The sequence below is a fragment of the Spongiactinospora sp. 9N601 genome, assembly GCF_044326295.1.
Classification (GTDB): domain Bacteria; phylum Actinomycetota; class Actinomycetes; order Streptosporangiales; family Streptosporangiaceae; genus Spongiactinospora; species Spongiactinospora gelatinilytica.
In genome coordinates this window covers 141,969-161,903 of record NZ_JBIRBB010000010.1, presented here as the reverse complement: position 1 = coordinate 161,903, position 19,935 = coordinate 141,969, and the positions used below count along the sequence as shown (strand labels likewise).

17 protein-coding genes are annotated in these 19,935 nt (G+C 72.1%); 11 read left to right on the top strand and 6 right to left on the bottom strand.

The window, feature by feature from the left end; genetic code table 11:
• Window positions 1-7 precede the first annotated feature (7 nt).
• Window positions 8-949 (bottom strand): phosphotransferase enzyme family protein, encoded by a 942-nt coding sequence (locus tag ACH34R_RS24710; RefSeq protein WP_397563888.1) that lies wholly within the window; start codon window positions 947-949, stop codon window positions 8-10.
• Entirely contained in the window at window positions 946-2,445 is a 1,500-nt protein-coding gene (locus ACH34R_RS24705) for a helix-turn-helix domain-containing protein (protein WP_397563887.1), read from the bottom strand. Before ACH34R_RS24705 ends, ACH34R_RS24710 begins: the two co-directional genes overlap by 4 nt.
• 233 nt (window positions 2,446-2,678) lie before the next feature.
• Here ACH34R_RS24705 and ACH34R_RS24700 point away from each other — a divergent pair, with 233 nt between their 5' ends.
• The gene (locus tag ACH34R_RS24700; RefSeq protein WP_111165955.1) at window positions 2,679-2,984 is read left to right on the top strand and encodes a hypothetical protein; all 306 of its coding nucleotides are present in this window, start codon (window positions 2,679-2,681) and stop codon (window positions 2,982-2,984) included.
• Between the two features lie 183 nt (window positions 2,985-3,167).
• Here the strand turns inward: ACH34R_RS24700 and ACH34R_RS24695 are convergent, their stop codons facing one another.
• Window positions 3,168-3,899: a DUF427 domain-containing protein gene (locus tag ACH34R_RS24695; RefSeq protein WP_397563886.1), complete on the bottom strand. Its 732-nt coding sequence runs from the start codon at window positions 3,897-3,899 to the stop codon at window positions 3,168-3,170.
• A 128-nt stretch (window positions 3,900-4,027) separates the two neighbouring features.
• Between ACH34R_RS24695 and ACH34R_RS24690 the strand changes: the two genes are divergently transcribed.
• The 3 genes from ACH34R_RS24690 (at window position 4,028) to ACH34R_RS24680 (ending at window position 7,412) form a co-directional block, all read left to right on the top strand.
• Window positions 4,028-5,116: a M12 family metallopeptidase gene (locus ACH34R_RS24690; protein ID WP_397563885.1), complete on the top strand. Its 1,089-nt coding sequence runs from the start codon at window positions 4,028-4,030 to the stop codon at window positions 5,114-5,116.
• 135 nt (window positions 5,117-5,251) lie between these two features.
• Window positions 5,252-5,716 carry a hypothetical protein gene (locus ACH34R_RS24685; RefSeq protein ID WP_397563884.1) on the top strand — a complete coding sequence of 155 codons (465 nt, stop codon included), beginning with the start codon at window positions 5,252-5,254 and terminating at the stop codon, window positions 5,714-5,716.
• Between the two features lie 190 nt (window positions 5,717-5,906).
• Window positions 5,907-7,412, top strand: a complete 1,506-nt coding sequence (locus tag ACH34R_RS24680; protein ID WP_397564072.1) for a DUF2079 domain-containing protein — start codon at window positions 5,907-5,909, stop codon at window positions 7,410-7,412.
• A gap of 3 nt (window positions 7,413-7,415) precedes the next feature.
• On the opposite strand, the gene ACH34R_RS24675 is transcribed toward ACH34R_RS24680, so the two are convergent.
• Window positions 7,416-8,522: a glycosyltransferase family 4 protein gene (locus ACH34R_RS24675; protein WP_397563883.1), complete on the bottom strand. Its 1,107-nt coding sequence runs from the start codon at window positions 8,520-8,522 to the stop codon at window positions 7,416-7,418.
• Between the two features lie 101 nt (window positions 8,523-8,623).
• Between ACH34R_RS24675 and ACH34R_RS24670 the strand changes: the two genes are divergently transcribed.
• The 3 genes from ACH34R_RS24670 (at window position 8,624) to ACH34R_RS24660 (ending at window position 14,172) form a co-directional block, all read left to right on the top strand.
• Complete coding sequence (locus ACH34R_RS24670; protein WP_397563882.1) at window positions 8,624-9,448, top strand: PIG-L deacetylase family protein; 825 nt, start codon at window positions 8,624-8,626, stop codon at window positions 9,446-9,448.
• Between the two features lie 66 nt (window positions 9,449-9,514).
• Window positions 9,515-10,657 carry a lysylphosphatidylglycerol synthase domain-containing protein gene (locus ACH34R_RS24665; protein WP_397563881.1) on the top strand — a complete coding sequence of 381 codons (1,143 nt, stop codon included), beginning with the start codon at window positions 9,515-9,517 and terminating at the stop codon, window positions 10,655-10,657.
• A gap of 122 nt (window positions 10,658-10,779) precedes the next feature.
• Window positions 10,780-14,172, top strand: coding sequence for a BTAD domain-containing putative transcriptional regulator (locus ACH34R_RS24660; protein WP_397563880.1), 3,393 nt, complete (start codon window positions 10,780-10,782; stop codon window positions 14,170-14,172).
• A 59-nt stretch (window positions 14,173-14,231) separates the two neighbouring features.
• Here the strand turns inward: ACH34R_RS24660 and ACH34R_RS24655 are convergent, their stop codons facing one another.
• Window positions 14,232-14,939 carry a hypothetical protein gene (locus ACH34R_RS24655; protein ID WP_397563879.1) on the bottom strand — a complete coding sequence of 236 codons (708 nt, stop codon included), beginning with the start codon at window positions 14,937-14,939 and terminating at the stop codon, window positions 14,232-14,234.
• 199 nt (window positions 14,940-15,138) lie between these two features.
• Between ACH34R_RS24655 and ACH34R_RS24650 the strand changes: the two genes are divergently transcribed.
• From ACH34R_RS24650 to ACH34R_RS24635, 4 genes are all read left to right on the top strand, one after another.
• Window positions 15,139-15,681, top strand: coding sequence for a DedA family protein (locus ACH34R_RS24650; protein ID WP_397563878.1), 543 nt, complete (start codon window positions 15,139-15,141; stop codon window positions 15,679-15,681).
• A gap of 58 nt (window positions 15,682-15,739) precedes the next feature.
• Window positions 15,740-16,726, top strand: a complete 987-nt coding sequence (locus tag ACH34R_RS24645; RefSeq protein ID WP_397563877.1) for a D-alanyl-D-alanine carboxypeptidase family protein — start codon at window positions 15,740-15,742, stop codon at window positions 16,724-16,726.
• 31 nt (window positions 16,727-16,757) lie between these two features.
• Entirely contained in the window at window positions 16,758-17,066 is a 309-nt protein-coding gene (locus ACH34R_RS24640) for a hypothetical protein (protein ID WP_397563876.1), read from the top strand.
• A gap of 79 nt (window positions 17,067-17,145) precedes the next feature.
• On the top strand, window positions 17,146-18,717 hold the full coding sequence (locus ACH34R_RS24635) for a carbohydrate binding domain-containing protein (RefSeq protein WP_397563875.1): 1,572 nt from the start codon (window positions 17,146-17,148) through the stop codon (window positions 18,715-18,717).
• A 41-nt stretch (window positions 18,718-18,758) separates the two neighbouring features.
• Here the strand turns inward: ACH34R_RS24635 and ACH34R_RS24630 are convergent, their stop codons facing one another.
• Complete coding sequence (locus tag ACH34R_RS24630) at window positions 18,759-19,580, bottom strand: TrmH family RNA methyltransferase (protein WP_397563874.1); 822 nt, start codon at window positions 19,578-19,580, stop codon at window positions 18,759-18,761.
• Window positions 19,581-19,935 lie beyond the last annotated feature (355 nt).

Here is a 19,935-nt window from a genome sequence, read left to right as displayed (position 1 = left end):
GCGGACCTCAGGCGGGCGACATGTACCACCTGGCGTGCCCGTCGCCCTTGGTCAGCGAATCGAGGCGGCGCGGCAGCTCGCGGCGGGAGAACGGGTCACCGGGCGCGTTGCGGATGTGGACGCCGACCGCGTACATGTCCCTGATCTCCATCAACGTGGAGTATCCGGGCCAGGCGCGCAGGTCGCGGCCGTAGGCGGCGGCGAAGGCGTCCACCTCGCCCGCGGTCAGGCCGAACCTGCGCTGGCCGTGGTAGGTGTGCACCAGGTCCCACTGGCGGGGGCCGAGGGCCACGCCGTCCCAGTCGCACAGCACCACGTCACCGTCGGTGCGGCGGAGCAGGTTGCCGATCCAGGCGTCGCCGTGCAGCAGCACCGGCGGCCCGACGTCGTCCAGGTCGGCCCAGCGGGCGGTCAGCTCGGCCACCCGGTCGCGCAGCCAGGCGCGCTGGCGCGGGGTGAGCACCGCGCCGGCCGCCGTGCGGTCCACGTTCCTGCGCACCTCGGCCAGCGGGTCGGCGAGCCGTTTGAGGGCGAACGGCGGGGCCGGCAGCCGGTGCAGGTCGCGCAGCACGGCCCCGAGCTGGCCCGTGGTCGGGGTGCCGCTGGCCGGGACGTACCGCCAGAAGGTGACCACCCGCCCCGCGTGCACCACCGGCTGCTCGCCCACCTCGTCGGCCGGGCGCACGGTAGGAAAGCCACGGTCGGCCAGCCAGCGGGCCACCGCCAGCACCACGGGCAGCCGGGTGCCCGCGTCGGGGGCCGTCGCGATCCGCACGATGATCTGATCGCGCAGCTTGAACACGGCGTTGCTGCGCACCCGCAGCAACGTCGCGCCCCTGGCGTCGATACCGAGGCCCGCGCACACCCCGCGGAGCACATGGGCCGCCTCGGCGGCGAGCGTGTCGCGCTGCGCCGGCACCGGCACCGGCGGCGCGGCCAGGGACTTCACCGGCACACCAGCGCGAGCGGCGGCCCCGCGCCCTCGATCATGGCGTTGAGGTGCCGCACCGAGGCCAGCCCGTGCTGGTCGGGCGGCACGTCGGCGAGCAGCGCCCGGGCCCGGTTGACCACGATCGAGGTGCGGTGCTCGGGCGGTACGTCGGCCAGCGCCTTCTCCGCGAGCGCGCAGGCGTCGCGGACGTTGCCCTCGCGGGCCAGCCTGGTGGCGTGGTCCAGCATGATCAGCGCCGGGTCGATGGTGTAGGGGCCGCTCGCACCGGTCGCCCAGTCGTCCACCTGGTCGGCCTCGCCCAGTTCGATCAGCGTGCAGGTGCGATAAAAGCGCAGCCGCCGCTCGGAGAAGTGGAAGGCCAGGTGCTCACCGCCCTCCCTGGGCATCCGGGAGAAGATCTGCTCGGCCTCGGCCAGCGCGATCCTGGCCGCCTTGTGCTCGCCCATCCTGGCCAGCGCGCGGGCCTCGGCCGCCGCGCCGAGCGCGGCCGGGGAACTGGGCGCGGTACCGGCGAGCATCCGCGCCTCGCGGGCCAGGCGCACGGTCTCGCCGAGATCGCCGTAGTAATAGGGCAGCATCGCCTGCTGGGCGCGGACGAGGGCGCGCAACCGCAGGTCGCCCATGTCGTCGGAGGCGGTGCGGGCGGTGCCGTACCAGGCGTGGGCCTGGCGGGTGTCGCCGAGCTTCATCAGCGCGTCGGCCGACAGCAGGGCGAGCATGGTGGTGGCGTTGAGCAGCCGGCGCTGGGCGGCGGCGGGCTGGCGGACGGCGCTGAGCCTGCGCACGTCGGCCAGCTCCAGCATCAGCCGGTACAGCATCGGCAGCGGGGCGCTGGTGATGTACTCCCTGCGGTAGCGGACCACCTGCTCGTCGAGCATGTCGAGCTGGTCTTCTGTGACGGTCGCGGCGGCGAGCGTGCGGTCCAGGCCCTGGCGGGTGCGCTCGACCTCGGCCAGCATCCGGCCGTTCAGACCGAGTTCGGGGCGCAGCAGCGCGTGGTGGAACAGCGCCCGCCGCTCGGTGTCGTCGTCCACGGTGATGTCGGTGACGGCCGGGACCGGCTCGACGTACGCCAGGCGCCCCGGCGGCGCGGGACGCGCCTCCCCCTGCTCCGCGGCGACCACGACGATCTTGCCATCGCCGGGCCCCTCGGTGTAGTCGCCGGCCAGCCCCAGCCGGACCGCGTTGCCCTGGTAGAGCCTGGCCAGCAGGTCGATGGTCTGCGGGCGGGGCCTGGCCCGGTTGTTCTCCCAGGCGTTCAGCAGGTCGATGCTGGCCCGCGGCTCGCCGAGGCCCTGCCGGGCGCACAGTTCCTCCAGCTCCTCGATCGCCTGCCGCGCCGACCAGCCCCTGGCCTGCCGGTGCGCCTTGAGGAGGCTGACCCCGCAGCAACCGTTGATCGCCTGCGCGGTCTGCCACAGGCTCCACTGCCGGGTGGCAGCCTGTTCGCGCCAGCGACGTGCGCACGCCGGCGAATGCTCGCCTCGGGCCATGGCCCGCCCCCCAACCGTTCCCCGTTGGTATTACGTCCATGTTAATAATGGCGTAGTGCGCCACAATCGGTTTCGCGTTCTCTGTTCCCGGAAATCGCGTATTTTCCACGGAATTGGCGTCACTTTCCGCTGCCTTGCGCCGAACTCGCGGAAACTTGACGATTGCCGGTGCCCCGGTGATGGACGCAACCTGCCGGGGTAGGCGGACCCCTCCCCAGGCAGGAGTGTTCTGCATGAGATCAGAAGGCGTGGTGGTCGCGGCGGACGCCGTGGACCACCTCCAGCGACTCGCCCTCCAGTTGGAGGCGCACGCGTTCCAGGCCGAGGTGGAGTCGCGGGGCGGCCCCTCCCCCCGGCTGCATGTGATCAATCCGGTCGCCCCGGCCAGGACCGAGGACGTGTTCGCCGCCCACGAGGAGGACGGCGAATGGTGGTTCTGGCTCTCCTGGGCCGGGCGCATCGGGCCGGCCGAGGACGTCGCGACCGCGGCGGAGCGCGTCGCGAGCGTCATGCACGTCATCCGGCACCCGGAGCGGTGACACATAGATCGCGGGCCCCCGGGTAACCGGACAGTGCTCGGCGGAGAGGAGAGGACGATGAGAAGAAACCGCGTGCTCGTGCGCCGGCCCCGGCCCGCGCACCAGGAGCGGCCCCTTGACCTGCGCACCCCGTCGGGCCGCCGGTTGCCCTACTGATGATCCGCCCGCCTGATCCGCCCGCCGTCAGCTGAACGGGCTTTTGGGGCGCTCCTGCAGGACGCCGTCGAGATAGATGTCCACCTTCTCGTTGTAGAAGGAGATGAGGCCCGCGATCTTCTGGCTCTCCGGCAGCGGGGTGCGGTACGACCAGGCGTAGTCGTCGTGCCCGGCCACCGACCAGTAGCCCGCCCAGCCCTTGTAGGGGCAGCGGGTGACCGTCTCGGTCGGCGTCAGCAGATCCAGCCGCACATCGGTCTTGGGCAGGTAGTAGCGGGCCGGCAGGTGGGTCTCGTACAGGATGCGCGGGCTGCGGGAGTCGGCCACGGTCACGCCGTCCACCTCCACCCGCACGTGCCGGGAGCTGGGCAGCACCTCGACCCTCGTGCCCGGGTCGCGGGCGTGGACGAAGACCTCCTCGTCCTCCTCGAACCAGGCGTCCATGGCGTCCCACTCCAGGCGCACCCGGTCGCGCAGTTCCTCGATCGGGGAGTCGGCGTAGATCAGCGCGGCCCCCTCCCGGTCGCCCGCCGAATGGACCAGGCCCTCGCCCCTGCTGGGCGAATGCCTGGTCTCGCCGGTCGGCTTGAGCAGGCCGTCCTGTACGTCGCCGAGCGGAATGTAGTAGGTCGGGTAATAAGGACTCTCCCAGACCAGCAGCGCGCGCACGGTGTCCACCACCGGGCGCCCGCCGAGATAGACCCGCACCCTCTTGGCCGACGGCTCCAGCCGGAGGCGGCCGCGTTTCTCATCACCCATATGGCCGACAACCTCGCGGGCGGGACCGGTGTTCCCATCTCACATGAGTAGCGGGGTACTCATGCGCGCGAGAACGTACGGGACGCAGAGTCGTGGGGCACTCAGACGGTCATTCAGGAGGGACCCCCATGACCGAGAACATCGTGCCCCTGTGCGGGCTGGCCCCCGCACCCGTCCGCGTCGTCCCCGACGGGCTGTCCAGGAACCGGCTGGACGCGATCATCGAACTGGGCGACAAGTGGGTGAACGGCACCACCCTGCGCTACTACTTCTTCGACGCCGAGACCGACGGCAGCAGGGTCGTGCTTCCCGACGGCACCGTCGAGTTCGTCACCTGGGTCGGCGGCAAGGAGCAGCAGGACGCCGTGCGCCAGAGCTTCGCCGAGTGGAAGGCGCTCGGCATCGGCCTGGACTTCACCGAGGTCTACGACCGCAACGAGGCCGAGGTGCGGATCGGCTTCATGCGGGGCGACGGGTCCTGGTCGTACGTCGGGCGCGACGTGCTCGGCATCGGGACCGGTGAGCGCACGATGAACTTCGGCTGGGACCTGACCTCACCGGGGGCGCGGCGGACCGCGCTGCACGAGATCGGGCACACGCTCGGCATGATGCACGAGCACCAGAACCCGTTCGCCGGGATCGTGTGGAACGAGGAGGCCGTCTACGCCGAGTTGGCCGGGCCGCCCAACTTCTGGGACAGGGAGAAGACGTTCCACAACATCATCCGCAAGCTGGAGGGCGTGGCCGGTTCGGTGTGGGACGCCAAGTCGGTGATGCACTACCCGTTCCGGCCGGGGCTGATCGTCTCTCCGCCGGAGTTCGGCACCTCGGGCATCAACCCGCCGGGCACGATCTCCGACCTCGACGCCGCCTACATCCGCGAGTGGTACCCGCCGCTCGACCCGGGCGACGCGCCGACGCTCAAGCCGTTCGAGTCCCGACCGCTGGCCCTGCGGCCGGGCCAGCAGGCGGACTTCCTGATCGAGCCGGACGCGAGCCGGGAGTACACCGTGCGGACCTTCGGGCCCGCCGACATGGTGACGGTGCTGTTCGAGGATGTGGACGGCGACCTGCGGTACCTGGCGGGCGACGACGACGCGGGCCAGGCGCGCAACGCCGAGCTGAAGGTGCGGCTGTTCAAGGGGCGCGACTACGTGGTGCGGGTCCGCCTCTACACCTCGTGGGAGTCGAACCAGACGGCGGTCATGTACTGGTAGCCGGGGCCGGGAGGCGGTTTTCACGCGCAATCGCATCGCCTGTAAGCGAGATGAAAGTCGCTCGCAAGGTGCGGTCCCTACGGTACCCTGCGTCGCAATTGCAACATAGACCTCAAATCTCACAAAGGCTGATGAATGTCTAGCGTCCTCACGATTCGCCGAATCAGCGTCCTCGCGGCTTCGGTTCTCACCGCCCTCAGCCTCGCCGCCTGCGGCGGGTCCTCCGGTGGTGGCAACACCGCGGCCGAGGCGAGCGCTCCGGCGGCCGAGGCGAGCACCTCCTCCAGCGACTCGGGTTCCTCCTCGGGCGGCAACGACAACCTCGCCGTCTGCATGGAGGCCACGAAGGTCCTCACGGACTTCAGCACGAACCTGGCCAAGGCCGACGTCAACTCCTACGACAAGGTGATGAACGACCTCTCCACCAAGCTCAAGGAGCTGGCCGGCAAGGCCAAGCCCGAGATGGCGTCCGCGCTGAACGACCTGGCCGACACCTACAGCAAGTTCAAGATCGACGCCACTGACCCGTCCTCCATGCAGGACGCGATGAAGAAGGCGACCGAGGGGGCCACCAAGCTGGGCGACGCCTGCGCCAAGTAGGCCGGGCCATTCGAGCGAGCCCGAGTACGACCGAGTAACAAACAGTTGAGCCGCCACGGGGGCCGCGGGCCGCACACGGGTGCGGCGGCCCCCGCAGGCGTGATCGAGTAGCCGTGCCGGCACTGGCGCGGTGGCCGGCGCGGCTACTCCCTCCCCGTGAAAAGCGATTCATCTTCTAGTGTTGTCCGCCGTGACCCTCACCGACGACGACACCTCCGCCGGGGCGGCGTCCGGACGGCGTGGCCTGGCGCAGGCGTTACCCGCGCCCCTGGCCCGGATGATCGCCTGGGCCCTGCGCGGACACCGCCCCAAGGTCGGACTCCTGGTCGTGGCCGCCGCCACCGTCTACGCCACCCTCGGCCTGGTCCGCCTGCACACCTTCCGGGCCACCAGCTTCGACCTGGTCATCTTCGACCAGGCGGTACGTGGCTTCTCCCGGTTCGCCGCGCCCACCAGCGCCGCGCGCGGCATCACCCTGGACCAGGGCATGCAGTTCGTCCAGCTCGGCGAGCACTTCTCGCCCATCCTGGCACTGCTGGCGCCCTTCTACTGGATCCACGACGGCCCGGGCACCCTGATCGTCGCCCAGGCGGTGCTGTTCGCCCTGGCCATCCCGTTCCTGTGGGCCTTCACCCGGCGGCGGCTCGGCGTCCCCGCCGCCTACCTGGTCTCCACCGCCTACGCGCTGTCCTGGCCGATCGCCGAGGCCGCCGAGTTCGACTTCCACGAGGTCGCCTTCGCCCCGCTGCTCATCGCCGTCATGATCGAGCGCTACCAGGCGGGCCGGCTGCGCACCTGCGCCGTGGCCGCGATCGCGCTGCTGCTGGTCAAGGAGGACATGGGGCTGCTGGTCGCGGGCTTCGGCGCGTACGTGTTCCTCACCCGGCAGCGTCTGGAAGGCGGCAGCTTCATCCTGATGGGCCTGGGCTGGACGGTGCTGGCCAGGGAGTTCCTGATCCCCGCCGTCGGCGGCGACCCGAAGATGTACTGGGCCTACAACCACCTCGCGCAGGACGTCCCCGGGCTGGTGAAGACCATGGCCACCGAGACGTTCCGGGTGATCGGCACACTGCTGACGCCCGAGGACAAGTTCGACACGATGGCCCTGATGATGTGGCCGACGCTGCTGCTGTGCCTGTGCTCGCCGCTCACCCTGATGGCCGTGCCGCACATCCTGGAGCGGATGCTGTCGGACCGGCTGCACTGGTGGATCACCGACTTCCACCACAGCGCGTTCACCGTGGTGATCCTCTTCTGCGCCGGGGTGGACGGGCTGGTACGCGTGCTCGGGTGGCTGAAGCGGCGGGAGGACCGGGGGCTGGTCCTGGCGTGGTCGGTGGGGGTGTGCGCGGTGGCGATCACGCTGCTGCCGCGGTTCGGGTTCGACCAGCTCGTCCATCCCACCTTCTACCAGCGCGACGCGCGGGCGGTGGCGGCGGCCGAAGCGGTGGCCATGGTGCCCTCCGGCGTCGTCGTGGAGGCGGGCAACTCGCTCGGCCCCGCGCTGAGCGCCCGGACCACCGTGCTGCTGTTCGACCACAGGCCGCGGAACGCCCCCTGGGTCGTGGCCGACGTGTCGCGCGCGGAGTTCCCCTTCGGCTCGGCCGACGACCAGCGGAAGCGGGTCGAGGGCCTGATCCTCATCGGCTACCGCAAGGTCTACGACCGCGAGGGCGTCGTCGTGCTCAACCGCTAGCGCCTAGCGGCGGGGCGCGCGTTCGCGGGCCTGGGCGTAGCAGCGCTCGAAGCCCGAAAGGACGGCGGGCCAGGAGCACTGGACGGGCTCGGTCTCGCGGTTGTGCGCGGCGATCTGCTCGCGCAGCTCGTGGTCGGTGGCCAGTTTGGCGACGCAGGCGGCCATCTCGTCCACGTCGCGGCCGAGCAGCCCCTCCTTGTGCGGCCGGACGAAGTCGGCCACCCCGCTCTGCGCCCGCGCGACCACCGGCACCCCGGCCGCCCTGGCCTCCAGGGCGGCCAGGCCGAAGGACTCGCGCGGGGCGGGGGCGACGAAGATGTCGGCCTCGGCCAGCAGGTCGCGGATCTGCTCGCGGGACTGCCTGCCGGGCAGCGCCACCCACCCGGACATGCCGTGGCCGCGCACGTGCCGTTCCATGGCCGCCTTGGCCGGTCCGTCGCCGACGATGGTGGCCCGCAGGCCGGGAGCCCGCCGGGCGGCGATCTGGAGGAGCTTCAGCAGTCGTACGGGGTGCTTGCGGGGGGCCAGCCGGCCGACGGCGACGACATGGACCGGCCCGCCGGGGGCCGCCCGTCGTACCGGGCCGGTGGGACGCCAGCCGGAGATGTCCAGGCCGTTGGAGACCACGTGGACCGGCACCCCGCGCCCGGCGACCGCCCGGATGGGGCGGGCCGCCGCCTCGCTGACCGCCGTGCCCACCAGGCCCCAGCGCCGCCATCCCGTGGCCTCGCCCAGCAGGCCGTACACGCCCTTGGTGACCGGGTCCCACATGCTGTGCACGGTCACCACCAGCGGCATCCTGGCCCGCGCCGCGGCCCGCGCCGCCATCCAGGCGAACGGCGAGATCGCGCCCGCGTGGACGTGGACCACGTCGGGCCGGCGCGCCGCCAGCAGCCGCAGCATGTGCCCGACGCCGAACGGGTGGACCGGCAGGTCGAACGGCATCGGCGCGACCACCCGGTGGACGCCCGGCAGGGCCTCGCCCGGTGTCGCGGTGGCCACCTCGACCTCGTGACCGGCTTTCGCCTGCGTCGCGGTGAGGTCGGCCACCTGCACTTCGATGCCGCCGAGCCGGGGAAGGTAGCAGTCGCTGACGTGGAGGATCCTCACCGTCTCAGCCTACGGCGGTTGACGCCTCGCGTTCTCCGGGCGGGCGGCGGGATAGGGTTTGCTCATACCCCCCGAGACGCCGGTGAGCCGCGGGAACGGAGATGAGCGCCATAAGCACAGCAGTCTTCTTCCATGCCCACCCCGACGATGAGGCCCTGCTCACCGCCGGGACCATGGCCATGCTCGCGGCGCAGGGGCACCGGGTGGTGCTGGTGGTGGCCACCGCGGGCGAGCGCGGCCTGGCCGACCTCGCGCCGGGCGAGGCGCTGGGCGAGGCACGGATGTCGGAGCTGTACCGCTCGGCCGCGCTGCTCGGCTGCGCCCGGGTGGTCAAGCTCGGCTACGCCGACTCGGGCCTGGGCAGCGCCGGCGGCGTGGCGGACGACCGGCCGGACGACGCGTTCATCGACGCCGACACCGAGGAGGCCGCGCAGCGGCTGGCCGAGGTGCTCAAGGAGGAGTCCGCCGACCTGGTGACGATCTACGACCCGGCGGGCGGCTACGGGCACCCCGACCACGTGCAGGTCCACCGGGTGGGCAGGCGGGCCGCCGAGATCGCGGGCACGCCGATCGTGCTGGAGGCCACGGTCGACCGTGACCTGCTGCTGCGCGCGCTGCGCCTGGCGGGCCGGTTCTACACCTTCCCGCCGGAGTTCGATCTGCGCACCTTCGAGCGGGCGTACTCCCCCGGCGAGGCGATCACCCACCGGGTGAGCGTCCGCCGCTTCGCCCGGCAGAAGCGCGCCAGCATGGCGGCGCACGCCTCGCAGGCCACCGGCGGCGACGGCGACCGGACCCTCGGCATGATGCTGAAGATCCCCGGCCCGCTGTACCGGCTGATCTTCGGCACCGAGTGGTACGTCAGGCGTGACGTCCCGCTCGGCACCCGCCTGAAACACCCCTTCGACAACCCCCCGAGGGCCTGAGTAAGGGGCGGCTCGTCCGAAAGGAGGAGCACGGCGACCGGGAGGGCACGGCAGACTAGGGCCGTCATGAAGAACACCCGGATACAGATCCTGCTTTCCGTCGTCTCGCTGGGGCTCGCGGGCTCGCTGATCGTCTTCTTGCCGCAGGTCGTCGGCGCGCTGACCGACAAAGAGGTCTCCTGGGCCCAGATCGGCGCGGAGTTCGCGCAGATGAGCCCGCTCATGGTCGGGCTGATGACGGTCGCGTGGATGGCCAGCCTGGGCGCGTACACGGTGGTGCTCACCCGGTCGCTGCCCGGCCTGACGCACCTACAGGCCCTGACGCTCAACGCGGGCAGCAGCGCGGCCAGCAACCTGCTGCCGTTCGGCGGCGCGCTCGGCGTGGCGCTGACGTTCGCCATGACGAAGGGCTGGGGGTTCCCGTTCCGCGCGGTCGTGGTGTCCACGCTGACGACCGGGGTGTGGAACAACCTGTTCCGGTTCATCCTGCCCGCGGTGGGCATCGTGTCGCTGCTGCTCGCCGGGCGGGTGCCCGACCAGCGGATCGCGCAGGCCGGCTGGGTGGGAGCGCTGTCGATCCTGGCGCTGGTGGCGGTGGCCGCCGCCGCGCTGTACTGGGACCGCGCGGCGGCCGTGCTGGGCCGCGGGCTGGACGGCGTGGTCCGGCTGGCGCCGCACCGGATCCGCCCTCGCGAGCACGCGGCCTCCGAGGCGCTGACCCGGCTGCGCACGGACATCGCCGCGATCGTGCGGCGGCGCTGGGCCGGGCTGAGCCTCGGCATGATCGCCTTCCTGGGCTTCCAGTGGCTCATCATGCTCTGCTGCATGCACGCCACCGGGGCCTATCCCGGGCTGGCCGAGTCGATCGCGGTGTTCGCCCTCTCGCGCGTGCTCACCACGGCTCTGGTCACCCCGAGCGGTGCCGGGATCATGGAACTCGGGGTGCTCGCGCTGCTGAACGCCTTCGGTGTGCCGCTGCCCGCAGCGACGGCCGCCGCACTGCTCTTCGGCTTCTGGACCTACACTATCGAAATCCCCGTCGGCGGGCTCGCGCTCGGCGCATGGGCACTGCTGCGCAGGCGCAACGGCGGAGCGGATCGGCAGGCAGGTCGGAAGGTCGAGGAGGCGGCCCACATTGAGGCCCGCGGTGAGGTCCACAGTGAGGTTCACGGCGAGGTCCACGGTGACGGCGCCGCGGCGCGAGAGTAGTGTGCCGTCCCGGCGGCCCGCCCTCGTCCCCATACCGGCTTTCCATCACATGGGCGTCGCAGGCCACGCCCGTACCGCAATGCGGCGGTACGGCTTGTGCCCCCTTCGCGAGCACGCATAGCGTGGCGGCTGACATGGTGGCGTTCCGGGTTCTTGGGCCGGTCGAGGCGTACGACGGCGATGACGAGCTCGACCTCGGCGGGCTTCGGCAACGCGCCGTGCTCGCCCGGTTACTCGTCGCACGCGGGCAGGTCGTGCCCGTCGACTCACTGCTGTACGACCTGTGGGACGACGACGCCGCCAAGGGCGCCCAGTCGGGCCTTCAGGTCTACATCTCCCGGCTGCGCCGGGTGCTCGAACCCGGCAGGCCGCGCGGCGGCCCCAACCGGCTGCTGGTCACCGTGGCCTCGGGCTACGCGCTGCGGGTCACCCCCGACCAGGTGGACGCGCTGCGCTTCGAGGAGATGGTGCGCACCGCGGGCGAGAACCTGGAGGCCGACGACCCGGGGGCGGCGCGGGCGAGGCTGACCAAGGCCCTGGGCCTTTGGCGGGGCACCCCCTACTCCGACTTCGCCGACCAGCCGTGGGCCGAGGCCGAGGTCAACCGGCTCACCGAGCTGCGGCTGGTGGCCAGGGAACGGCACGCCGACACCGGCCTGCGGCTCGGCATGCCCGCCGAGACCGTGCCCGACCTTGAGGCGCTGACCGCGGAGCACCCGCTGCGCGAGGAGGGCTGGCGGCTGCTGGCCCTCGGCCTCTACCGCAGCGGGCGGCAGGGCGACGCGCTCGCCGCGCTCCGCCGCGCCCGCACGATCCTGGCCGACGAGCTGGGCATCGACCCCGGGCCCGCGCTGCGCAAGCTGGAGTCCGACATCCTGGCCCAGTCGCCCGATCTGGAGCTCGCCGGGCCGCCGCAGCGGCAGGGCCGCCACGTCCCGGCGGTGGGCGACACCTGGCCGCCGCGGCCGACGTCCACGCCCCCCGACCTGCCCCCGCTGGAGCCGGAGCCGTTCGTCGGCCGGGAGGCGGAGCTGGCCAGGCTGGTCACCGCGGCGAGCCGTACCGGCCACTTCACCGTCGCGGTGGTCAGCGGCGACGCGGGCGAGGGCAAGTCCACGCTGGTGCGCAGGCTCGCGCTGACGCTCGCCGCGGACGGCTGGATCACCGCCGCCGGGGCCTGCCCGGACAGCAGCGCCACGCCGCCCGGCTGGGCCTGGGTGGAGATCTTGCGCACGCTGGTGTCGGGCATCGGCCCCGGGGAGTACGGCCAGTTGCTCGCCCCGCTGCTGGACGACACCGCGCCCGTCCCCGACGACGACATCGCCTCCGGCGGCTTCCGGCTGCACCGCGCGGTCGGCGGCTACCTGGCGGGCATCGCCAAGGAGTGCCCGCTCGTCATCATCCTGGAGGACCTGCACTGGGCCGACGCGCAGACCCTCGCGCTGCTGCGGGCGCTGCCCAGCCTGCTGGCCACCAGCCGGGTGCTGCTCGTGGTCACCGCCAGGGAGAGCGAGATCACCGGCGAGCAGGCCGACGTGCTGGCCGCCCTGGCCAGGCTCGGCCCGGTCCGGGTGGGCCTTTCCGGGCTCGACGCCAAGAGCGTGGCCGAGCTGGTCCGCGCCACCTGCGTGCGCGAGGTCGACGAGGACGCGGTCAGCACGATCGCCGAACGCACCGGCGGCAACCCCTTCTTCGTGCGGGAGACCGTCCGGCTGCTGGACTCGGAGTACACCAGGGGGCGCACCACCTCGGCCGAGGTGCTGACCGGCGTCCCTTCGGGCGTGCGCGACGTGCTGCGCCGCCGGATCGCCCGGCTGCCCGGCCCGGCCCAGCAGATCCTGCTCCAGGCCGCGGTGATCGGCCGGGACGTCGATGTGGACCTGCTGGTCGATGTGGCGGGCGACGAGGACGCGGTGGTGGAGGCCGTGGAGGCCGCGCTGCTCGCCGGGCTGGTCACCGAGCCGGGGCCGGGGATGCTCCGGTTCGACCACGACCTGGTACGCGGCACGCTCTACTCCGACGCCTCGCGGCTGCGCCGCACCCGGCTGCACGCGGCGGTGGCCGCCGCCGTCGAACGCCGCACCCCCGGCGACGTCGCGGCCCTCGCCCACCACTTCGACGCGGCGGGCACGGCGGAGACCGCCGCCAAGGCCGTCCACTACGCCAGCCTGGCCGCCGACCAGGCCGAACGCAGGTTCGCCCACCGGGAGGCGGCCGACCTGTGGCAGCAGGCCATCGACGCGTTCGACCGGGCCGGGCGGTCCGACGACGAGCAGCGCGTACGCGAGCGGCTGCGCCTGTCGCTACGGCTGATCAAGGCCCTCGGGCTGTGCGGCGACATGGCCGCCGCCCGCAGGCAGCGCCGCGCGGCCATGGACGCCGCGCTGCCGCTCGGCGACCTGGAGCTGACCGCCAGGGTCGCCGCGTCGCTGGCGGTGCCGCACAAGGGCATGGCCCGCGACTTCACCCGCACCGCCTGGGAGATCGTCGACGTCACCGAGAGGGCGTTGATCGAACTCCCCGCCGAGGAGCAGGCGCTGCGCGCCAGCCTGCTCGCCACGCTGGCCCTGGAACTGGAGGGGTCGGCCGGCGGCAGGGGGCACGAGGCGTCCCTGGAGGCCGAGGAGCTGGCCCGGATGAGCGGCGACCCGGCGCTGCTCGCGGTGGCTCTCAGCGGGCGGCTGCGGCAGTCCTACGGCATTCCGGCGGTGGGCGAGCGGGAGGCGATCGGGCGCGAGCTGCTCTCGGTGGGCGAGGCGTCCGGGCAGGTCGCCGTGCAGGCGCTGGCCCACCTGGTGCTGATGGAGTGCGCGGCGGCGCGCGGCGACTTCGCCACCGCCGACGCCGAGGTGGCCACGGCCGAGCGGCTGGCCAGGCAGTACGACCTGCCGGCGCCCGCCGCGGTCGGCGCGTGGTACGCGGGGCAGCGCCGGATGATCAGCGGTGACTACGCGGGCGCGGAGCGGGCCTACCGCGACGCGGCCAGGCAGACCGCGCGGGCGGGCATGCTCGAAGGCCGCCAGGACCTCCCGCTGATCACCTCGTTCTGCCTGCACCTGGTGGACGGCAGGGCGGCCGACATGGTCGAGCCGCTGGCCGAGGCCCACCAGCGCGGCGCTAAGTGGACCCTCGACGCCTACGCGCTGGCGCTGGCCTCGGCCGGGCACCAGCGCGACGCCCGCGCGGTGGCCGCCGTGCGCACGCCCGTCCGTCTCGACTTCCTGTACGAGCTGGCGATGACCTGGCGGGCGCTGACGGGGATGCTGCTGGAGGACCGCATGCGGATGCAGGAGTCCTACGACACGCTGACGCCGTTCTCCGACCGGATCGCGGGCGCGGGCACGGGTGTGGTGGCCCTGTGGCCGGTCGCGCTCACGCTGGGCGATCTGGCGGTACGGCTCGGTCTCCCGGACGCCGCCAGGGCGCACTACCAGAAGGCCGTGGCGGTCGCCGAGCGCGTCGGGGTGTCGCGGTGGGTGGAGGCGTCCAGGCAGGCGCTCGCCGCGAACCTGTAGCCGGTGCGCCTCGCCCGGCGGTCCCCACCCCACATGGGGACCGCCGGGGGCGCGGCTCTTCAGCAACTGAGCTGGAACCGCTCGCTGAGCGCGGCCTTGGCCGGGCGCCCGCCGTTCTCGACGGTCAGCTCCACGCGGTACCAGCCGGGGTTGTTCACGACATCGGGCGCCCAGCGGGCCTCGAACCGGCCGCCGGTGAAACCGGCCGCGGCGGTGGCGTAGGACTTCCAGGCCCGCGCTGACGCGCTCCAGCGCTGGAGCCGCCAGCCGTACAGGACGGTGGCGGTGGGCTCGGCGCCGTCGATCAGGCCGCGCGCGTCCAGCCGCACCGCACAGGGCCGCCCCCCGGCCCCGATCCCGACCGTGACCGCCCCCACCTCCGCCTTGGCCGTTCCGGCCGCCCTCGCGGCGGCCTCCGGCAAGGTGGCGGACTCGGCGGGCTTGGCCGCGCTCGCGGCCTTCGGCAGGGTGACGGACTCGGCGGGCTTGGCCATGCCGGCGGACGCGGGCCCGGCCGCCTTCATCGGCTCGATGGTGAGCCCTTCGGGGCGCTTCAGGGGCGTGGTGAGCGGCATGGTCTGGGCGGAGAGCGTCACCGTCGTGGTGTGCGGGGTGCCGGTTCCGGCCGTGCTCCGGGCGCCGACGGAGGCGCCGGGCGCCTCCACCCCCACGTACGCACCGGTGAAGGCCAGCGTGGCGGCCAGCAGCCGGGCCGCGGTCGCGGCCCCGCTCGCCAGTACCCCCACCAGACCGCTCCGCGGGCTCATGGCCGGCACCCCCTTCTCGTTCACACCCAAGGTGTACGACAAGCGGCTTTAGCCCTGGTTGCCGATGACTTGCAACCGATCGTTCCGCGCCCCGGCCACACCACGAGAAGGCCCATGCCACATAATGGATAGGCAGGTTAGGCTAGCCTAATAACCTGCAAACTTGGGCGGACCGGACACAGGGCGGTGGTGGCGGGTCATGGACACACTCGCGGCGTCCTTCATCCCCTCGCCGACCCAGGCGTCACTGTTCGGCCTTCCCCTGTGGCTCGTCACCCTGGTCGGCGGCGCGGCGCTCTTCGGAGCGTTCCAGGTCTACTACTGGGTCGGCCGCCGGCTCGGCGAGAAGCTGTACGAGTCACGCGTCGGCGCGCGGCTCGGCCGCGGGCGCATCCAGAAGGTGGAGAAGGTCGTCGCCCGCTGGGGCGCGCTCGCCGTCTACGCGTGCTTCTGGGTGCCCATGCTGCGTCACACGCTGCCCTGGGTGGCGGGCGTGCTGCGCGTCTCCTATCCCTGGTACGTGGTGGCCAGCGCCCTCGGCTGCCTGACCTGGGTGCCGGTCACGATGTTCGGCCTCTACACGGTCATCTGGGGCTGGCTGGCGCTCGCCACCCGCTCCCCGCTCGCCGCCGCCGGAGCCGCCGTCGCCCTGGCCGCGGTGATCGCCGCGGTGGTCCTGGTACGCCGCCGGCGGCGCCGCGCCACCGGCGAGCCCGACCTGATCGCCTCGCCCCGGCCCTAGTCGCATCCCCGCCACAATGCGCGGAGTTCAGGACACTTTACTCCGCTGACATGCGACTATGGCCGACATGGACAACCGGGGCATCCTACTTCTCGTCAGTACCGCGGCACTGGCCGCGACCGCGATCGCGGCGGCTCCGCCGCCCATGGAGACGACGGCCACCCGCACGACGGCCATAGCGGGCACATCCCATTCGGCCGGTATGGGAGCGGCCGGCGCCGCGTGGCGTGACGCGCCCGCGGTCGCCGCGCGGGCGGCGTACGTCATCGACGCCTCGACCGGCACCGCGCTGTACGAAAAGCAGGCGGCCCGCCGGATGCCGGTGGCCAGCCTGGCCAAGGTCATGACGGCCTACGTGGTGCTCAAGGAGGCCGACCTCGGCGACGTCGTGACGATCACCGCCGCCGACGTACGGCACGCCATCGCCAACGGCGCCACCTCGGCCGGGCTGCGCAAGGCCGAGCGGTTCACCGTACGCGACCTGCTGTACGGGGCGATGCTGCCCTCCGGCGCGGACGCCACCCACGCGCTCGCCCGCCGCTACGGCCCCGGCAACGCCGCCTTCGTGGCCAAGATGAACGCCGCCGCCCGCTCGCTCGGCCTGGCCGGCACCCGTTACACCAACGCCGACGGCCTGCCCTCCCCCGGGGGCGGCGGCCACTCCACCGCCGAGGACCAGGTACGGCTGGCCGAGACCGTGCTGCGCGACCCCGTCTTCCGGCAGATCTCCTCCACCCGGCGGCACACCGTGCCGCGCACCGCCGTACACGGGGCGCACACCTTCCGCAACACCAACAAGCTGCTGGGCGAGGGCACCGGCGTGCTCGGCGTGAAGACCGGATACACCCGCGCGGCCGGTTACTGTCTGCTCTTCGCCGCCGAGCGGGACGACCGGCTGCTGGTCGGCGTGGTGCTCGGCGACCCGCAGTCCGCCCGCCGGTTCGGCACGGCCGGCCGGTTGCTGGACTACGCTGCCGAAACGGCCCCGGAGAGCGCGCTATTGACGGTCCGTGATCGTGCTCATATCTTTAGGAAAGTTTACTAAAGATAAACTCCGCCGCCCCAGGGAGCCCCCCATGCGCGCACGCAAGTGGTTATCCGGCGCTTCGGCCACCGCGTTACTCACCGCCGGCGTCGTCATCGGCACCGCCTCCAGCGCGTCCGCCACCCCCACAGGCTGCTCCGCCCAGGTCAGCGGCCTCACGGCGAGCAGCTACTGCTCGGGCGGCACCGGCGAGCACCGCGTCCACGTACTGCAGAAGCACTTCCTGCCCGACGTGGGACCGATCCTGATCCTGGGCCCATGGACCCCCGTGGGGTCCACCTCCTCCACCAACATCACACCGCACACCATCGTCAACGTGTGGGTCACCACCAGAGGCTGACCCACGCCGCTCCTCCCTGGCCCCCGTCACCGTGGCCCGGCATCACCCCCCGCCGGGCGGCAGAAGGGCTGTACCCCCCATGACACCCCCCATCAAGCGCACCACCCTCCGCCTGCTGGCGCTGCTTTCCTCGCTGCTGCTGGCGGCCGTCGTAATGATCACCCAGAGGTCGGTGGCCTACGCCGACAACCTGCTCTCCAACCCCGGGTTCGAGTCCGGCAGCCTGTCCCCCTGGACCTGCACGGGCAACGCCGGCTCGGTGGTCAACACCCCGGCGAGGACCGGCAGCGCCGCGCTCTCCGGCGCGGTCAACGGCTCCGAGATCGCCCGGTGCAGCCAGACGGTGAGCGTACGACCCGGCACCACCTACAACCTGAGCGCCTGGGTCCGAGGCAACTACGTCTACTTCGGCGTGAACGGCGGCCAGTCCCGCTGGGCCTCCTCGGCGAACGGCTACACTCAGATCAACATCTCCTTCACCTCCGGCGCGAACCAGACCTCCGCCGTGGTCTACCTGCACGGCTGGTACGGCCAGGGCACCTACTACGCCGACGACGTCACCTTCGACGGCCCCGGCGGCCCGACGCCCACGGTCACTCCGACCGTGACCCCCACGGTGACGCCGACCGTCACCCCCACCGTCACCCCGACGGTGACCCCCACCGTGACCCCGACGGTCACACCCACCGGCGACGCCACCTGCCCGGTCAAGAGCCGCCCCGCGGGCAAGGTCCTCCAGGGTTACTGGGAGAACTGGGACGGCGCGATCAACGGCGTCCACCCGCCGTTCGGCTGGACCCCGATCAACAATCCCGTGATCGCCCAGCGCGGCTACAACGTGATCAACGCCGCCTTCCCGGTGATCCGCTCCGACGGCACCGTGCTGTGGGAGGACGGCATGGACGTCACCGTCAAGGTCTCCACCCCGGCCGAGATGTGCGCGGCCAAGGCCGCGGGCGCCACGATCCTGATGTCCATCGGCGGCGCGGCGGCCGGCATCGACCTCAGCTCCGCCTCCGTCGCCGACCGCTTCGTCGAGACGGTCGTGCCGATCCTGAAGAAGTACAACTTCGACGGCATCGACATCGACATCGAGACCGGCCTCACCGGCAGCGGCAACATCAACCAGTTGTCGGCCTCGCAGTCCAACCTCATCCGGATCATCGACGGCGTGCTCGCCCAGATGCCGTCCAACTTCGGCCTGACCATGGCCCCGGAGACGGCGTACGTCACCGGCGGCAGCGTCACCTACGGCTCGATCTGGGGCGCGTACCTGCCGATCATCAAGAAGTACGCCGACAACGGCCGCCTGTGGTGGCTGAACATGCAGTACTACAACGGCAGCATGTACGGCTGCTCCGGCGACTCCTACTCGGCCGGCACCGTGCAGGGCTTCACCGTCCAGACCACCTGCCTGAACAACGGCCTCACCATCCAGGGCACCACGATCAAGGTTCCCTATGACAAGCAGGTCCCCGGTCTCCCGGCCCAGCCCGGCGCGGGCGGCGGCTACATGAGCCCCGGCCTGGTCAGCCAGGCATGGAACGCCTTCAACGGCCAGCTCAAGGGCCTGATGACCTGGTCCATCAACTGGGACGGCTCCAAGAGCTGGTCCTTCGGCAACAACGTCAAGTCCCTCCAGGGCCGCTGACGCGAATGTGAGGGGCCGCCCCGGGCGCTCGCGGCGGCCCCTCACCCCCGCACGGCGCGGGTGAGTTCGTGGCAGGCGATGGCGGCGGCTGCGACGACGTTGAGGGAGTCGACGCCTGCGGACATGGCCTCGGGGCTCATCGGGATGCAGACGGCCTCGTCGGCCTCTTTCAGCCAGTGGGAGGACAGGCCGTCGCCCTCGGAGCCGAGCAGCAGTGCGATCCGGTCCGCCGGGGGGATCGTGGCCAGGGGGGTGGCCTGCTGGTCGGGGGTCAGCGCCAGGGTGCGGAAGCCCGAACGGCGCAACTGGGACAGGCCGTCGTACCAGTCGTCCATGCGGGCGTACGGGATGGAGAAGACCGCGCCCATGGAGACCTTGACCGCGCGGCGGTAGAGCGGGTCGGCGCAGCGGGGGGACAGGATGATCGCGCCGACGCCGAGCGCGGCGGCGCAGCGGAAGATGGCGCCGACGTTGCCGTGGTCGACCAGATCCTCCAGTACGACCACGCTGCGCGTGGGCGGGGCGAGCAGGTCGCGGACCGCGGGCAGCGGGAGGCGGCGCATCGCGGCGAGCGCGCCGCGGTGGACCTGGAAGCCCGCCACGTTGCGGATGATCTCGTCGGACGCCACGAACACCGTGGTCTCGCCCAGGGCGTCGGCCAGGGCGTCGAGCCTGCGCCGGGTGGTGAGCACCGACTTGACCGGATGGCCGGTGGCGATCGCGCGCCTGATGACCTTTTCCCCCTCGGCGATGAACAGGCCGCGTTCGGCCTCAAGGTTCTTGCGCAACTCGACGTCGCGCAGCCGGGTGTAGTCGGCCAGGCGGGCATCGGCGGGGTCGGTCACCTCCACGAGCTGGAACATCCCCGCATCCTCCCATGTGACGCATGGTGGAAACGGGTCCAGCGGTAACCGGTTCTTTGCGCTGCCTAAAATCAGTGACGCGATGTGGTGGGTAGGGTACTTAGCGCTGTCGGCGGCCGAGAGCGGGCGGACAGGAGGTCACGGTGCCTGACCAGCGTGTTCGCCCGCTCCCGGCCGCGTCAGCAGCCCTCTCCCGCTTTCGGCCGCGACTGCGGCGCTCCCCCTGAACCATCCCCGTGAACCATCCGGACGCGCCTGACGCGAACGCGGTCCCGCGCGCGATTCTGCTCCTTTAGAGGCGGCCCTTCTGCACCTTTAGCGCTGTTTTGCCACAATAAGCGCAGCAAGTAGGGTT

Excerpts from the sequence above, each read along its gene's own strand:
- ACH34R_RS24705 (WP_397563887.1), bottom strand. The coding sequence starts at position 2,445 with ATGGCCCGAGGCGAGCATTCGCCGGCGTGCGCACGTCGCTGGCGCGAA.
- ACH34R_RS24700 (WP_111165955.1), top strand. The coding sequence starts at position 2,679 with ATGAGATCAGAAGGCGTGGTGGTCGCGGCGGACGCCGTGGACCACCTC.
- ACH34R_RS24695 (WP_397563886.1), bottom strand. The coding sequence starts at position 3,899 with ATGGGTGATGAGAAACGCGGCCGCCTCCGGCTGGAGCCGTCGGCCAAG.
- ACH34R_RS24690 (WP_397563885.1), top strand. The coding sequence starts at position 4,028 with ATGACCGAGAACATCGTGCCCCTGTGCGGGCTGGCCCCCGCACCCGTC.
- ACH34R_RS24685 (WP_397563884.1), top strand. The coding sequence starts at position 5,252 with ATGTCTAGCGTCCTCACGATTCGCCGAATCAGCGTCCTCGCGGCTTCG.
- ACH34R_RS24670 (WP_397563882.1), top strand. The coding sequence starts at position 8,624 with ATGAGCGCCATAAGCACAGCAGTCTTCTTCCATGCCCACCCCGACGAT.
- ACH34R_RS24665 (WP_397563881.1), top strand. The coding sequence starts at position 9,515 with ATGAAGAACACCCGGATACAGATCCTGCTTTCCGTCGTCTCGCTGGGG.
- ACH34R_RS24655 (WP_397563879.1), bottom strand. The coding sequence starts at position 14,939 with ATGAGCCCGCGGAGCGGTCTGGTGGGGGTACTGGCGAGCGGGGCCGCG.
- ACH34R_RS24650 (WP_397563878.1), top strand. The coding sequence starts at position 15,139 with ATGGACACACTCGCGGCGTCCTTCATCCCCTCGCCGACCCAGGCGTCA.
- ACH34R_RS24645 (WP_397563877.1), top strand. The coding sequence starts at position 15,740 with ATGGCCGACATGGACAACCGGGGCATCCTACTTCTCGTCAGTACCGCG.
- ACH34R_RS24640 (WP_397563876.1), top strand. The coding sequence starts at position 16,758 with ATGCGCGCACGCAAGTGGTTATCCGGCGCTTCGGCCACCGCGTTACTC.
- ACH34R_RS24635 (WP_397563875.1), top strand. The coding sequence starts at position 17,146 with ATGACACCCCCCATCAAGCGCACCACCCTCCGCCTGCTGGCGCTGCTT.
- ACH34R_RS24630 (WP_397563874.1), bottom strand. The coding sequence starts at position 19,580 with ATGTTCCAGCTCGTGGAGGTGACCGACCCCGCCGATGCCCGCCTGGCC.